Origin of the sequence: uncultured Aquimarina sp., from assembly GCF_947495315.1 — a bacterium.
In the GTDB taxonomy this organism is placed as follows: Bacteria; Bacteroidota; Bacteroidia; order Flavobacteriales; family Flavobacteriaceae; genus Aquimarina.
Genome location: NZ_CANLYD010000013.1, coordinates 40,108 through 55,984, shown reverse-complemented (window position 1 = coordinate 55,984; position 15,877 = coordinate 40,108). Strand labels below are relative to the sequence as shown.

The following is a 15,877-nucleotide window of genomic DNA, read 5'->3' as shown; positions in this document are numbered from 1 at the left end:
CGAATGGTTCTATTAACCAATTAAAGTCATAATTACATTCGTCAATAAAGAAAAGGAATGACGTAATCAGAATAGAATTACTTCCAGAATATATTACTCTTTGTTTTTAGAAGTGATAGTTCTTATAAGAGATTATTTTAATACTTAAGAGTAGACATTTTTAATGATTTTCATAGCTTCAGAATAAGCATCTTTGTTATTCTCGTATTCTTCATTAAGAAAGTAAAAAAGTGCTATTTCGTATTTTGGTAATTCAATATAAATAAATTCGTCCATTTTGTGGAAGAAATAGAAATTGGTATTTTTTGTTTTAAAGATAACTAATGAATTTATCTTATTTGCTTTTGATTTAACACTTAACTTTTTTAAAGTTTTTCTTAATTTCGAAAAAACTTTACTAGACGATATTTCTATATTTTGTATTATAGTCAAAGGTATATTTTCTAGATATTTTATCCGATTTCCATTTTTAGACTTTATAAATTTTCTTCTAAGATTTAAGACATGAAATTTATAGTCTATCAGTTCTAACCACAGTATTATTTTCTCAATATCATTATCATTAAAAATATCATTATTAAGATCAATTTGCGTAAACTTAATCTCTAAATAACGTTCAAGAGAGCCTAAAATATTGGAGTTACAATTTTTACATGCTGGAACTGTAGTTTTATTATACTCCTGAGATATTCCATTTTCCTCAGTAACAAAACGTCTATTAGGATCTTTTTCAAATGCCCATCGCGGCACAACATGCTCTTTTGATAAATGATTTTGAGTACCACAAATGATACAAATTTTAGAATTATGATTCTTAATTAATTGACTAGTAACTTGCTTTTGATTGTTTCTAACTGTTTTTCTTAAACTAACGAGTTTTTTTTCAATCATAGAGTATACTAAAATTAATTCCCATCCATTTCAAAAGTAACACTTTCATACGCTCCGATATCTGGAGCACCAGTATTACGAGGTATTCCTAAAATATCATTTCCAGAAGTTGGAGTAGTAGCTTGTCCGTTTGCGGCAGAATCTTCTCCAATATTTAGCATATTGTCAAAAGGAGCTTTAAAATCAGGATCCTCGTTAAAAATAACATTTTCGTATAAGCCAGTATTTGTAAAATCATATAATTCATTATCCAAAAACTGTCCATTGAAGTCATTAAAACGAATCAAACTATTCTGGAAGTTGTAATTAAAAACAGTTCCTTCTGCTCTACTGATTCCTAATTCCAGATTCTCATTTCCATAGATAATACAATTTGTAAAGTTAGCTTCTAAAAGGTCTGTAACAAGAATCTCTGTAATATTACCACCCTCATCTCTAACTACAAAAAGGTTATCAATGGCAACGGAAGGAGTTTCTCTAAAACTAGAATTCCAATAGTTAGCAAATGTGGAATGATTAAAATTGTAGGTTCCTCCAAAAGAAGCGTATAAAGACGATATTCCTGCATTGTTTATCACCACATTTTCGCCCAAAATGTTAGCAGTTCTCGCTAATATACCATAAGCAGAAGTATTATAAATTTGTGTATTACTAATGGTAAGCGTAGGATCTGTTCCTCCGTCATTAGAGTCCATTAATATACCTACAGTGGCATTTTTTATGGTTGCATTATTGATTACATGACCTGTACTACCAGCAGTAAGCCAAATCAATCCCCATTGACCGGGAATATCACTAAAACCAGGCTCTAATCGATCACTTTCGAAAATCACTTCGTTTTCCATTACCTCAGGATCAGTACTGATTTCTCCGTTAACCAATAAAGTAGCGTTATTAGCCGCAATTATTCCGGATCCATCATGAAAATGAATTCTGGCCCCAGCATCGATAGTTAATGTCTCGCCAGATGGAATGGCTGCGAAGCCATAAATGACATAAGGCTTCTCGTTGGTAAAATTCAATTCATCACCTTCTAGAAAAAATCCTTCAACTCGTATTTCTTCCATATTGTCATCCACTCCGAGAAGGAGTGTTTCTACCATACCCTCATCATCTCTGGATGGAAATAGAAATACAGCATCTTTAACCAAGGTAACTAAATCCACGTCCTGTTGACTTCCATTAGGGTCGAAAAGCACACGATCCGTGTATAAAAATTCCAGATCACCGGTTTGCTGTGCAATATCAGTAGTGGTTTCTACAAAAACGAAAATACTGTCTTTAGCAAGTACCTGAATATTTTCAAACGATTTACCTGGAATTCCATCTACATTAAGACGATAATTAGAGTTTTCACCTCTTTCTAAAGCTATTGAAGAAATATTAAGATCATTGCTTGTTCGGTTATAAACTTTAAAACTATAGGTACTGGAACCAATATTGGTAAAAATAGTATCTAGAAATAAAGTATCTGAAGAAAATTGTAAATTACCGGTGCTAGGATCAGCTTCAAAATCTTTACGACAAGAACTCCATAAAATGATAATGGCAAGTAAGAGAAGAGTAGATAAATAACGCATTATTTAGTTTCTATGTTTATTAAAATATGATTAATAACTTCATCAAAATAAGGACATACTTTTTAAAAGTGTATTAACGGACTAAATGTATAACTTTTTAATCAGTACTAATATTGCTTTTTTAATAAAAATTTGACAAGATCATCCCTTCTGTAAGAAGTAAAACATTTGTACATTTGTTAATCTTATTTTCAGAATAAGAACTATTTAAACGTTTATATTTTAATACGCCAACATAATAATCTCTTATGAGTACATATGATGTAGCCGTAATTGGCTCAGGACCTGGTGGATATGTTGCAGCTATCCGTTGCGCACAACTAGGTATGAAAACTGCAATAATCGAAAAATATTCTACACTTGGAGGAACTTGTCTTAACGTAGGATGTATTCCTAGTAAAGCATTATTAGATTCTTCTCACCATTATGAGCATGCTGTAAAGCATTTTGCGGATCACGGAATTGAGATTCCGGGAGATGTAAAGATCAATCTTGAAAAAATGATTGCTCGTAAGCAAGCTGTGGTGGACCAGACGACTGGTGGTGTTGATTTCTTAATGCAAAAGAATAAGATAGAGCGATATGAAGGTGTTGGTTCTTTTAAAGATGCAACACATGTGAATATTACCAAATCAGATAATTCTGTAGAAACTATTGAAGCAAATAATATCATTATCGCTACAGGATCTAAACCTTCTTCATTGCCTTTTATCACTATAGATAAGAAAAGAGTCATTACTTCTACAGAAGCATTAAAGCTGAAAGAAATACCTAAACATATGGTTATTATAGGTGGCGGTGTAATCGGATTAGAATTAGGACAAGTATATCGTCGTCTGGGGGCTGAGGTTTCCGTAGTAGAGTATATGGATAGAATTATTCCAGGAATGGATAAAGCTTTATCCAGAGAACTACAAAAGGTGATGAAAAAACAAGGTGTTAAGTTTTATACCTCTCATAAAGTAACTGGAGTAAAAGCTACTGCTAAAGAAGTAACCGTTACAGCTAATGATAAAAAAGGAAACCCTGTAGAATTTAAAGGAGATTACTGTTTGGTTTCTGTAGGGCGTCGTCCGTATACTGATGGCTTAAATACTGAAGCAGCAGGAGTAAAGCTTACTGATAGAGGACAGGTAGAAGTAAATGATCATTTACAAACTTCTGCCAGTAATATATACGCAATTGGAGATGTGGTAAAAGGAGCAATGTTAGCTCATAAAGCTGAAGAAGAAGGAACTTTTGTTGCAGAAATTTTGGCAGGGCAGAAACCACATATTGATTATAATTTGATTCCTGGTGTAGTATATACCTGGCCAGAAGTTGCCGCTGTTGGTAAAACTGAAGAAGAATTGAAAGAAGCTGGTGTTAAATATAAATCAGGACAGTTTCCATTTAGAGCATTAGGTAGATCTAGAGCGAGTGCGGATTTAGATGGTTTTGTAAAGATATTAGCGGATGAGAAAACTGATGAGGTTTTAGGAGTACATATGATTGGTGCTCGTTGTGCGGATTTAATCGCTGAGGCGGTTACAGCAATGGAGTTTAGAGCTTCTGCAGAAGATATTAGTAGAATGTCTCATGCACATCCTACCTTTACGGAGGCTATTAAAGAAGCGGCTTTAGCTGCTACTGATAATAGAGCATTACATGTGTAATTATACAAACAATTAGTTATAAAAAAAGCGAGCTATATGCTCGCTTTTTTTGTTTTTTCTAGTTATTATCTTATTGTGCGTTACTACCGACATTTCCTTCAGCAATTACTATAGAGGGATCATCACTATTAAAAATTTTGATGTGACCATCGGACGCAATTAATTCCTGATAATCTAAAATTTCATCTTCAATAATTATTTGATTTAATGAATGGTAAAAAGTTGAACTTACCATTAAATTAGAGTTTTCTAAATTATAAAAATCATCAAGAGGGAATGCAATATCACCACCATTTGATAGTGAATTATTATAGATGTTGGCTGTGTAAGATGTTTCTAACTCAGCACCATTAAGATACACTTTAATTGAGAATATATCATCTGAGAATGAAGATGAAGATTTTACAAAAAAAACAGAACCACTAATTCCAGAATCATTTGTCTCTTGCAAGGTATACTCTTTAATTATAGCTTTATCATCATCATCATCATTATTATTACAAGAAGAACAAAAGACAATCGCAGTTAATAAAAGTAAAATTATTTTTTTCATGTATTTAAGTTTCCCTAAAGACTGGGACGCTTTATGATATGTTACAGGAAAATAAATAACCCTTATAAGTTTATTATTGTTTTTAATTAGGATAAAAATTTAAAGGATGTTTAGTTAATAGAAGTGTTTTGGGAATTACATATTTTCCAATCTATTTAAAACTTCAGTCTTGTAATTTCTGCTTATGGGAATTGATTTATTATTAAGTACCAGTTCTTCATTAGAAAAAGAATCTATTTTTTTAATAGAAATTATAAAAGAACGATGTGTTCTCATAAATTGCTGTACAGGTAACTTAGCTTCTATATTACTTATAGTTTCTCGGGTTACAATAGTAGAATTATCACAATGAATTTTGAGATAATCATTATAACTTTCTACATAAATTATTTCCGAAAAATCTACCTTTTTCATTCTTCGATCGGATCTGACGAATATAAAATCGTTTGGCTTTATTTCTTCAGCTTTTACAGGTAAGACTTTATGATGTATTTCGAAGTAATTGTTGACCGCGTTCAGAAGTCTTTCAAAAGAAATAGGTTTTAATAAATAATCTACTGCGTGCAGGTCAAACCCATCAATGGCGTATTCTCTGTATGCAGTAGTGAATATGATTTTGATCTCTTTATTAATGGACTTAGCAAAAGAAATTCCGGATATTTCTGGCATATTGATATCCAGAAATATAAGATCTACTTTTTGTGAGTTAATGCGGTTAAAAGCCTCCAAAGCATTATTGCAGGTAGCAATAACTTCGATACGATCGATTTTTGCTAAATGATCCGAAATAATATCTCTTGCCGTAGGTTCATCATCTACTATGATGCATGATATCTTAGAATTCATTAGTAGGTGTTTTTAGGTTTTTTAAGATTAATTCCACAGCATACCAATTCTGATCTTTCGAAATTTTAAGTTCGTAATCATCTTTATAAACTAATGACAATCGTTTTTTGATATTACTTAACCCAATTCCGTCTTTATTTTTTTCTGTAAAGGTGTGAACAGAGTTTTTTATAGAAAAATGAATTTCATTATCGATACATTTTAGGGACATGTGTATCGATAATTTTTGATTGATAATTTGCCCGTGTTTAAAACTATTTTCTACAAAAGGAATTAGTAGCATGGGAGCTACCTGAGTTGTACCTTTTATATTTTCAAAATCTAAAGAGATGTCTAGTATATCACTAAAACGCATTTTTTCTAAAGCCACATAGTCTTCAATATGATTTATTTCTTCTTGTAAAGAGACTAATGGCTTATCTGATTGATATAAAAGGTAATCTAATAGATTAGACAGTTTCAATATCATTTCTGGAGTATCTTCAGATTTCTTTAAAGCAAAACCATATAAAGTGTTTAAAGTATTAAATAAAAAGTGTGGATGTATTTGCATCTTTAGGTAATTCAACTCCTGTTCTTTGAGCTTTAATTGGGCTTCTAAAATTCTGTTTTTAAGTTCTTGGTTATCAGAAGTAGATTTGTAATTATGTTGCGCTAGACTCAAAGCGCTAGCAATAAAAACAACAAAATAAACTGCTACAAATAAGAAGAAGGGACTACGAGTCATTGGAGCCATCCCTTCATATTTAAGTGAGGATAAAAATATCAACCCATAAAAAAATGAAATAACAATAAAGAATGCAGAAACAATAATCGTATACACACAGTATAGTATGAATAGAAGATATTTTTCTTTGATTAAGTATTGGGGAATCAGAATATCTGTAACCGTATAGGTAGTACCGATGGTTACGGGCATTAAAAAGAGCGAAAAAGAAAAAACGTAATCGATGTTCTCGGTATTGTAACCAAAAAAATAGGTATAACCGAATAATACCGCTATCCAAAAGATAGTATGTAGTAATAAGGTTGCGATTTTTTTAAGTATAAAATCTCTTGAAATCATATTGAGGCACAATATCTGCAATTTTTGTTTTTCAAACCTTATTTTTGGACGAATAACGGAATTAGAACTCTTTTTAGCAATATTGCGCAATTATTTCCGTAAACCGTATGGATTCGGTTAAAAAATCCTTCAATTCGGTCGATGATCGAAAAATAAATATTTAGAGAACTTTAGATACTAGTTTTGAGTATGTTTAATTCAAAAAAATATACACTATGATGTCACTAACTATTATTCAATCACAAAATCCATTTCTTTTTATACAGTTTTTCCAAAGATTAGAAGAAGGAGGAATGTTTTTTATGTTTCCAATTTTAATGATGCTTTTATTGGTTTTGTTTTTAATCGTGCGAAGTGTATTAGCTCTAAAAAAAGATACTTCTGTATTAGGAAAGAATATCAAATTATTGAATTCCATAGGTCTGTTAACCTTGGTTTGGGGAATGTTGGGTCAGCTTATTGGTATTGTGGGTATGTTTGATCAAGTTGAGGCAGTAGGGGATATTTCTACACCTATGTTTGCTGGTGGTTTAAAAGTTTCAGCATTACCACCAATTTTTGGTTTTTGCGTATTTATTCTTTCCAGAATAGCATCAATTGTGTTTACCTGGATCGGTAAAGAAACCGAATAATCTACAGATGCTAATACTAACAATGTATTTATACATGTATTAGTATAAAGAAATAAGTTATTTCATATAACAACTATTTTTTTAAAAGACCATAGAAAAGCAAGGTCATTCATTAGTAATAATCAATCAATCGGTATAGTTTCTTTCTTATCCTAATAATGGACAATAGAAATTCCATAGGTGTATTCACATCTCGGACTGCAAGCTATGCTTTAGTTTGATTGCATAAAAATCAAGAACATGATAAAAAATATAACGTGTATAGCTTTTTTAATATGCTATAGTATTACGGCGCAAACATTTAACAAAACGACATTAGATAACTTCTTTAGTCTACTAGATTTCAATAATCAAGGAATGGGCAGTATTTCTATTTATAAAGAAGGTAAAGAAGTTTATAAAAATTCTATCGGCTATCTAGATCTAGAAAATACCATTAAGGCAAATGAAAAGACTAAGTATAGAATAGGTTCTATTACCAAAACTTTTACTGCGACTATGATTATGCAGTTAGTAGATGAAAAGAAATTAAGCTTAGGAACTTTTTTAGGTGATTACTTTCCAGAAGTATCTAATGCTAATAAGATCACAATAGAACATATGCTGCGTCATCGTAGTGGTTTGTTTAATCTTACAGAAGATGAGGATTTTATGAAATGGATGTTGGTTCCGAATACTCGAAAACAAATGATGAGTAGAATAGTAGAAAGAGAAGTTGATTTTCAACCTGATGAAAAAACAGCATATTCTAATACGAACTATTTATTACTTTCTTATATAGCGGAAGAAATTGAAGGTAAAACATATGCAGAAATCCTAGAATCAAGAGTTATAAAGCCTTTAGGTTTAAAAAGAACAGAGTATGGTAATAAAATAAATACAAAAGATAACGAAGCATTATCCTATGTTATGGAGAACTCGAAATGGAAACTAATAGAAAATCAAACGGATATGAGTGTTCCTATTGGAGCAGGAGCGATAGTTTCTACTCCGACAGAATTAAATAGTTTCTATAACAGTTTGTTTTCTGGAAAATTGGTGTCTAAAGCTTCTTTAGAAAAAATGATGGACATTTCTACAGGAATGGGAATTGGATTAGGAGGTGAAACCTTTTTTAATAAACAGGCATATGGCCATAATGGAGGTATAGATGGATTCCAATCACTTACATTGTATGTCCCAGAGGATAAAATTACTATTTCATATATAGGAAACGGAGTTGTAATGTCTCCAAATAATTGTATAGTTAATGTGTTAAAGAGTTACTATGATAAAGAGTATAAACTTCCAAAGTTTGATGGACCGATAGAATTAAAAACTGAAGCATTAGATGCTTATTTAGGAGTTTACACGAGCGAGTCATTTCCTTTTCAGATTACAATTACAAAAGAAGATACAGTACTAATTGCTGACGCAAAAGATGGTCCTACATTCCCGTTAGTTGGATATACAAAAGATGGGTTTAAATCTGATAGAGCAGGAGCAACGTTAAATTTTCATCCTACTGAAAACAAAATGATTTTAGAGTTAAATGGGAATAAAGCAACGTTTATTAAAAAATAAGATCTAGAATAAAGAGACTGTCTAAAAAGCAGATTTCTCTGTCATTTCGAGCCCTTCGACTTTGCTCAGGACAAGCTAGAGTCGAGAAATAACTACCTTTGATTTTTAGTACATTTCGACTCCGCTCAATGTGACAGTATTGTAAATATTGTGCTTTTCGGACAGCTTCTTTATTAATTTTTATGAGAACCATCACAATAGGGAGGATTGTTAGTTTGCTTACAAGTACATAAATAAGCTTCTTTAGCTTCGTCGACACTAAAAATAATAGGATTCGTTGCTTTTTCTTTTTTATGGTTACCATTACAGAATGGTTGATCGGCACTATGACCACAACTACACCATGCGTAATTCTTATCAGCTTCTAATTGACAAGGAATTGGAGCTTCACCACCTCTTATATTGTTTTCTTTCATAGATTTATATTTTTATACTTCTAAAAATATTAAATCCTGAGTTAAGATTGATTTTAAATTAAGAATGTTTAAATAATTTTCTTTTCACTTGGTTTTACAGTAGTCATTAGATTATTTGAAGTACTTTTATAGGAAATAAAGTTCTTTACATAAAATTTTATATCAACCAATATAGGTTTTGCTTAATTGTGAATTAATAGGGAATCGTGTGAGAATCACGAACTGTCGCGCAACTGTAAGTAACCATATAGTTTTTATCAATATATATCCACTGTTTTATTATTTTGAAATGGGAAGGAGGATAAAAATGTTATAAGTCAGGAGACCTGCCTATTATTGAATTGACTATGCTTTCGCGAATTGAAGCTTTGGTTAAGTTTGATGCACACTAAAAAAGTTATTTAACTATTTTAGTGATACTACTATATGCGTCATTTTAATTTTTCTTCATTTCTATTAGCACACTAATTTATAAAAGAGCTTTAAAAATTAATATTAATTTTTTAAAGTTTTAAAATTATGCTTACACACAATCTAGGCTATCCGCGTATTGGTAGCAAAAGAGAGTTGAAAAAAGTTTCAGAGCAGTATTGGTCTGGAAAAACTACTCGCAAGAATCTACTACAAGTAGGAAAAAACATCAGAAAGGAAAACTGGTTACTACAAAAAAATGCCGGGATAGATTTAATCCCGTCCAATGATTTTTCATTTTATGATCAAGTTTTAGACATGTCGCTTATGGTTGGAGCAATCCCGAGAAGATATGAAAACTTGTTAGCTGATGATCTCAGTTATTTGGATTTATATTTCGCAATGGCCAGAGGATATCAAAAAGATGGATACGATATTACTGCTATGGAAATGACGAAATGGTTTGATACCAATTACCATTATATTGTTCCTGAGTTTTATAAAGATCAAGAGTTTAAACTGTTTTCTACGAAAGTGATTGATGAGTTTTATGAAGCAAAAGAATTAAAAATACAAACAAAACCGGTATTCATTGGTCCTGTGTCATATTTGTTATTAGGGAAAGAAAAGGAAGACAATTTTAATAGGATAGAATTAATTGATAAGTTAATGCCTGTTTATATAGATTTAGTTAAGAAACTAATTGCTCTTGGCGTGGATTGGATACAATTTGATGAACCTTTTTTAGCATTAGATCTTTCAGAAAAGGAAAAAGAAGTATATAAACAAGTATATCTTAAATTAAAGAGCACCTTTCCCGATTTAAAAATAATGGTAGCAACTTATTTTGAAAGTATTCAGGATAATTTAGAATTGATAGCTGATGAGTTGCTCATTGATGCCATTCATATTGATTTAGTTAGATCTCCGGAACAACTAGGCGCAGCACTAGAAAATATTCCAGAACGGATACATCTTTCATTAGGAGTTGTTGATGGAAGAAATATATGGAAGAACAATTATCAAAAATCACTAGGGCTTATAAGTAAAGCGATAGCGAAGAGAAAAAAGAATACTATTTTGATAGCACCTTCTTGTTCACTACTTCATTCACCTTGCGACTTAGATCTAGAAGAGCAGAATACAAATTTATCTTCAGAAGTAAAAGACTGGTTATCTTTTGCTAAACAAAAATTAGATGAGTTAATTACATTAAAACAACTTACTCTTTCTAAAAAAGAGGATAAGATATTCGAGAAATTAGAAGAAAATGTAGCTTCTCATTTTAGTAGGAGTAATTCAGAACGTATTCATGATCCAATAGTAAAAGAAAAGGTTGAAGCGATTATAAAGAAAGATGCCGTAAGAGAAAATTCATTTAGACTGCGGAAAGAAGTACAACGTGAAAATTTAGGACTACCTATTTTTCCAACCACTACTATAGGATCTTTTCCACAAACAAAAACGGTAAGAAGCTGGAGATATCAGTATAAAAAGGGAGATATAACCTTAGAACAATATAATGAGCATATAAGAAAAGAAATTATAGAAGCAATTCATTGGCAGGAAGAAATAGGATTAGATGTTTTAGTTCATGGAGAGTTTGAACGAAATGATATGGTCGAATATTTTGGAGAAAAGTTAGATGGTTTTGCTTTTACTAAGTTTGGTTGGGTTCAGAGTTATGGATCACGTTGTGTAAAACCTCCTATAATCTATGGTAGTGTAAAAAGACCTAATCCAATGACATTAGATTGGACTTTATTTGCACAATCGCTAACCTCTAAACCAGTCAAAGGAATGCTTACGGGGCCAGTAACTATTTTGCAATGGTCATTTGTGAGGGATGATCAGCATAAATCGATTACTTGTAATGAGATAGCACTAGCAATAAGAGATGAAGTAAAGGATTTAGAAGATAATGGTATTAAAATTATTCAAATTGATGAACCAGCTTTAAGAGAAGGACTTCCTTTAAGACACGCAGATCATAAAGGTTATTTTCATTGGGCAATTCAGGCATTTAAGATATGCTCTTCTATAGTATCTAATACAACGCAGATACATACTCATATGTGTTATTCTGAATTTAATGGTATCATTGATCAGATTGCAAACTTAGATGCGGATGTAATTACAATTGAATGTTCTAGATCGCAAATGGAACTGTTGGATGCCTTTGCAGACTTTAAATATCCTAATGAAATAGGACCAGGAGTCTATGATATTCATGCGCCGAGAGTACCACATAAAGAAGAAATCATAGAATTGATGCGTAAAGCACAAAAATATGTTCCTATAGATCAATTATGGATTAACCCAGATTGTGGATTAAAAACGCGTGGATGGGAAGAAACAGAAAAGGCTCTTAAAACAATGGTTGAAGCTGCTCAGAAATTAAGGAAAGAAGTCATACAAACCGTTTAGTTTATAGCTCACCGAGTATCATTAGTTTAAGTAGAAGTAATCTTAGCGAAAAAAGGTTACTTCTACTTATTTTTTAACCGGAAAACATCCAAGTTATGATGCTTGTAAAATTATCTATTAGATGAGTATGAATTTAATTAATTTAAATTCTAGCCTGATAGGTATATAAATCAAAGTATCTACCTTCTGCGGTGATCAGTTCTTCATGAGTTCCTCTTTCGGCAATACTTCCGGATTCAATGACTAAGATCTGATCTGCTTTTTTGATCGTACTTAATCTATGTGCTATGACAAAAGTAGTGCGACCTTTCATTAATTCACCCAGACTTTTCTGAATTAATGATTCACTTTCTGTATCCAGACTGGAGGTTGCTTCATCCAGAATAATAATTTTAGGATCCGCAAGGATGGCACGGGCAATCGCAATACGTTGTCTTTGTCCTCCTGATAGTTTCACACCACGTTCTCCGATCAAGGTATCTAAGCCATCATCAAAACGATCTGTGAATTCATTTACATAAGCTGCTTTTACAGCTTGTTGTAATCGCTCTTCCGAAGCATTAGGTCTGGGGAATAAGATATTTTCTCGGATAGTACCTTCAAACAAGAATTCATCTTGTAATACAACTCCTAGATTACGTCGGTAACTGCTAAGATTTACCTTTGATATATCATGACTATCAATAGTGATAAGACCCGATTTAGGGTTAAGGAAAGTAGCGGATAAGCCAGCAATGGTGGATTTACCAGAACCAGAACTTCCTACCAAAGCGGTTACTGTTCCAGAAGATGCTCTAAAACTAATATTATGTAACACTTCTTTTCCTTCTTCATAAGAGAACGAAACATTATCAAAAATGATATCCCCTTTAATATTTTCTAATTGTACAGTACGATTCTCAGGATCTTCTTCAGGTTCCATATTCATCAATTCTTCGGTTCGATCCAGACCGGCTAAAGCTTCAGTTAATTGGCTTCCTATATTGCTCATTTGCACGATTGGAGCAATCATAAATGCCAAATACATTGTAAATGATAAAAATTGACCTGCAGTCATAGTTCCTTCCATCATATAATACCCACCAATTCCCATAATTCCAGTAGAGGCAATACCAGCTAATAAGAACGTAGAAGAGCTTGTCATTAAAGCAGTAGCTGTTAAGCTCTTTTTTACATTTTGAAATAAACGATCAACACCTTCTTCAAAAACTTTACTTTCCTGTTCTTCTGCACCAAAACCTTTAATAACTCTAACTCCTGCTAATGTTTCTGTTAATCTTCCTTTAACTTCAGCATTGATAACACCTCTTTTTCTGAAAATCGGACGAATGTATTTAAATGCGTTTAATGCTACTATTCCAAATAAAGTAATAGGAATTAATACAAATAAGGTCATCCATCCGTTAATGTCAATAAGTAAAAATACAGATACTATAGCCGTAAATATTCCTCCTACCAGTTGAACTAATCCCGTTCCGATTAAGTTACGCACGCCTTCTACATCACTCATAATTCTAGAAACTAAGGCTCCAGACTTTGTGTTATCAAAAAAACTGATAGGTAAGGAAAGTACCTTTTTCTGTACTTGAGCACGTAATTCTGAAATCAAAAATTGCGCTTGCACACTTAAAACTCTGGTTAATAAAAATGAGGTAGTAGCTTGGATTAATATTGCAACCCCAACAATGATCAATAGTTCATATAACTGTGCCATATCTTTACTTGGGACAACATCATCTAATAACGTTTTACTTTTCCAAGGTAGAACCAAACCGGCAACTCTATTAAAAAAAATTAAAATAAGTCCTATAAAAACCAAACCACGCCTTGGCCAAATTATCGTTTTAAAGGCCTGTAAAATGGTTACTTTAGATTTTTTTTTGTCTTTTGGTATATTGTTATTTTGAAATTCTCGCATAGTTTAGTTTTCAGTATTGAAAAGGGAAATAGTATAATCTAAAAGGCTTTGATCGCCATAAGTACCATGTCCGGGAATTACAATTTCCAGATCTGGATATGTTTCTTTAATTTTAGTCACCGTTTTTGACCAATCATTTATAGTAGCATCAGCAAGATTTCCTTTTTTTGCATTTATACTTTTGATCATACATCCTCCGAATAATATATTCTCTTCAGGAAAATAAGATACAATATTATCTTTAGTGTGTGCTTCACCAAAAAATGAGTTGATAATAGTTTTGTCTTGTAGTTTTAATTCCAAATAGTTATCAAACGTTTGATTCGGTTCTGGAGTTCCTTTCTGGATCATAAGCTTTTTAGTATTGCTGCTGGCAATGCTTGGAATACCATATTCTTTAAAAATTTCAATTCCTTTAGTACAATCCTCGTGAAAATGATTAAAAATAACACCCTTTATGGTTGTTTTTTGTTCATTTCGGAACCAGCTGATCAATTCAGTTGTTGCTTTATCTGTAGCTGGACTGTCAAAAATATAGGCTTCCTTATTATTTAGATATACAAATCCATTACAAGGAAATGTAGCCCCACTTTTTAATGTAATATATGAAATGTGAATATAGCTATGTTTATTTAGCTTGATCAGTTGAAGATCTTCAGAAATATGAATATTCTCCGAATTAAATGTCTTTCTGCATTGCGTAAAGCACAACAGGCAGCCTATAATTATAAATAATTTAGTTGCTAGTTTGTTATTTAGAAGATGGTAGAATTTTACGCTTTTTGACATAACAAATTGCTAAGATATAAATACCGGCTGGAATTCCGATCCAGATTAATTCACTTAACAATACTTTAATGCCCCAAATACTAAAGAATTTACTGGCTCCAATCGGAGATACTTGAATTGGCCTCCAGGGAAAGAAATATCTAGTGTCGTTAAAAGGAGAGAAGAAAGCAATTCCTAATCCTCCAGAGGTCATCGCGTCTAATATTCCATGTGATGCTGTACAGATTGCAAAATATACGATAAGCGCTAAACCAGCTCGGCTTATAATTTTTTTATTATAAAATACAAATGTAACTAAAACACCTAGTAGCAAAGCGAACACAAGTGAATGCGAAAACCCACGATGTCCCCAAAAATCTTCATAGGCTATTCCAAATTTAAAACCAATCACATCTGCATCTGGCAGTATAGAACAGATAATACCTAATATCCAAAATTTCCAGGTGATCATTTCTTTTGCAAAACCTTTTCCTAAGGCATAAGCCGTTAATGCATGTCCAAATATTGAAGCCATGAATTAATTGGATTGTTCTATACTATGGATCGTTTTAATGTTTCCTGAAATGGGGGAAATAGATATTTTTCTTTCATTTTCTAGTACATAAAAAGCATATTGACTATTTAATTCAAGTAACTTTACTTTTTGCATATTTCCATCCGTAAATTCGATTAACTTATTGACTTTAAAATCACCATTTTGAATATTATTATTTGTTTTGTAGCCTCCTCCCAAAGCATATCCTATATAAAAACCTAATGTTCCCATAATTGGTATTAAAAATTTAATGTACTGAAGAGATGCATGTTGTTTCTTTAATTTACTCTCTTTTTCTTCGGTGATTTCTTTTTTAAGTTTCTTTTTTATTCGTTTTTGTAACCACCATATCAATAGGATTACAAGCAATAAATAACCACCCATGAATAATGGAATTTTTATGTTTTCTGTCAAGATGACTATAGGACTTAATAAAATATCTAATACTGTTGAGTATTTAATAATATTTATCCCTAAAAAAGAATAGTAGATGGAATAACTTAATGTACCTACTATTAATAGGTATAGATAAGACAAGTATATATATTCCTGGATACTTCCCTTAAGAAAAGCTGGTTTTTTTGTGTTCTCCATG

General features: G+C 31.9%; 14 protein-coding genes and 1 riboswitch. Of the genes, 4 read left to right on the top strand and 10 right to left on the bottom strand.

The genetic code is table 11. The annotated features are described in order from the left end of the window. Positions 1-144: 144 nt before the first annotated feature. Both Q0910_RS20090 and Q0910_RS20085 read right to left on the bottom strand, forming a co-directional pair. Entirely contained in the window at positions 145-891 is a 747-nt protein-coding gene (locus Q0910_RS20090) for a hypothetical protein (protein WP_299220494.1), read from the bottom strand. A 14-nt stretch (positions 892-905) separates the two neighbouring features. Beyond that, positions 906-2,471: a hypothetical protein gene (locus tag Q0910_RS20085; protein ID WP_299220491.1), complete on the bottom strand. Its 1,566-nt coding sequence runs from the start codon at positions 2,469-2,471 to the stop codon at positions 906-908. Between the two features lie 248 nt (positions 2,472-2,719). On the opposite strand from Q0910_RS20085, the gene lpdA reads away from it, so the two are divergent. After that, positions 2,720-4,126 carry a dihydrolipoyl dehydrogenase gene (gene lpdA, locus Q0910_RS20080; protein WP_299220487.1) on the top strand — a complete coding sequence of 469 codons (1,407 nt, stop codon included), beginning with the start codon at positions 2,720-2,722 and terminating at the stop codon, positions 4,124-4,126. Positions 4,127-4,196: 70 nt separating this feature from the next. On the opposite strand, the gene Q0910_RS20075 is transcribed toward lpdA, so the two are convergent. From Q0910_RS20075 to Q0910_RS20065, 3 genes are all read right to left on the bottom strand, one after another. Then, a complete protein-coding gene (locus Q0910_RS20075; protein WP_299220484.1) occupies positions 4,197-4,679 on the bottom strand; it encodes a hypothetical protein in 483 nt (160 codons plus the stop codon). 135 nt (positions 4,680-4,814) lie between these two features. Next, on the bottom strand, positions 4,815-5,525 hold the full coding sequence (locus tag Q0910_RS20070) for a LytTR family DNA-binding domain-containing protein (protein ID WP_299220482.1): 711 nt from the start codon (positions 5,523-5,525) through the stop codon (positions 4,815-4,817). Beyond that, positions 5,515-6,591, bottom strand: coding sequence for a histidine kinase (locus Q0910_RS20065; protein ID WP_299220479.1), 1,077 nt, complete (start codon positions 6,589-6,591; stop codon positions 5,515-5,517). Before Q0910_RS20065 ends, Q0910_RS20070 begins: the two co-directional genes overlap by 11 nt. A gap of 215 nt (positions 6,592-6,806) precedes the next feature. Between Q0910_RS20065 and Q0910_RS20060 the strand changes: the two genes are divergently transcribed. Then, positions 6,807-7,223, top strand: a complete 417-nt coding sequence (locus Q0910_RS20060; RefSeq protein ID WP_299220476.1) for a MotA/TolQ/ExbB proton channel family protein — start codon at positions 6,807-6,809, stop codon at positions 7,221-7,223. A 240-nt stretch (positions 7,224-7,463) separates the two neighbouring features. Beyond that, entirely contained in the window at positions 7,464-8,786 is a 1,323-nt protein-coding gene (locus Q0910_RS20055; RefSeq protein ID WP_299220474.1) for a serine hydrolase domain-containing protein, read from the top strand. Between the two features lie 173 nt (positions 8,787-8,959). Here Q0910_RS20055 and Q0910_RS20050 read toward each other — a convergent pair whose 3' ends face one another. After that, positions 8,960-9,202, bottom strand: a complete 243-nt coding sequence (locus tag Q0910_RS20050; protein WP_299220471.1) for a CDGSH iron-sulfur domain-containing protein — start codon at positions 9,200-9,202, stop codon at positions 8,960-8,962. A 156-nt stretch (positions 9,203-9,358) separates the two neighbouring features. Further along, positions 9,359-9,551, top strand: a riboswitch (cobalamin riboswitch). A gap of 170 nt (positions 9,552-9,721) precedes the next feature. On the opposite strand from Q0910_RS20050, the gene metE reads away from it, so the two are divergent. Next, complete coding sequence (gene metE / locus Q0910_RS20045; protein WP_299220468.1) at positions 9,722-12,040, top strand: 5-methyltetrahydropteroyltriglutamate--homocysteine S-methyltransferase; 2,319 nt, start codon at positions 9,722-9,724, stop codon at positions 12,038-12,040. 142 nt (positions 12,041-12,182) lie between these two features. Here metE and Q0910_RS20040 read toward each other — a convergent pair whose 3' ends face one another. Genes Q0910_RS20040 through Q0910_RS20025 form a run of 4 tightly spaced genes read right to left on the bottom strand, consistent with a single transcriptional unit; the run spans position 12,183 to position 15,876 of the window. Beyond that, a complete protein-coding gene (locus Q0910_RS20040; RefSeq protein ID WP_299220465.1) occupies positions 12,183-13,958 on the bottom strand; it encodes an ABC transporter ATP-binding protein in 1,776 nt (591 codons plus the stop codon). A 3-nt stretch (positions 13,959-13,961) separates the two neighbouring features. Next, the gene (gene bla / locus Q0910_RS20035; protein ID WP_299220462.1) at positions 13,962-14,747 is read right to left on the bottom strand and encodes a subclass B1 metallo-beta-lactamase; all 786 of its coding nucleotides are present in this window, start codon (positions 14,745-14,747) and stop codon (positions 13,962-13,964) included. Further along, the gene (locus Q0910_RS20030; protein WP_299220459.1) at positions 14,710-15,261 is read right to left on the bottom strand and encodes a metal-dependent hydrolase; all 552 of its coding nucleotides are present in this window, start codon (positions 15,259-15,261) and stop codon (positions 14,710-14,712) included. Before Q0910_RS20030 ends, bla begins: the two co-directional genes overlap by 38 nt. 3 nt (positions 15,262-15,264) lie before the next feature. Beyond that, positions 15,265-15,876, bottom strand: a complete 612-nt coding sequence (locus tag Q0910_RS20025) for a hypothetical protein (protein WP_298540806.1) — start codon at positions 15,874-15,876, stop codon at positions 15,265-15,267. Between the last annotated feature and the right edge of the window lies 1 nt (position 15,877).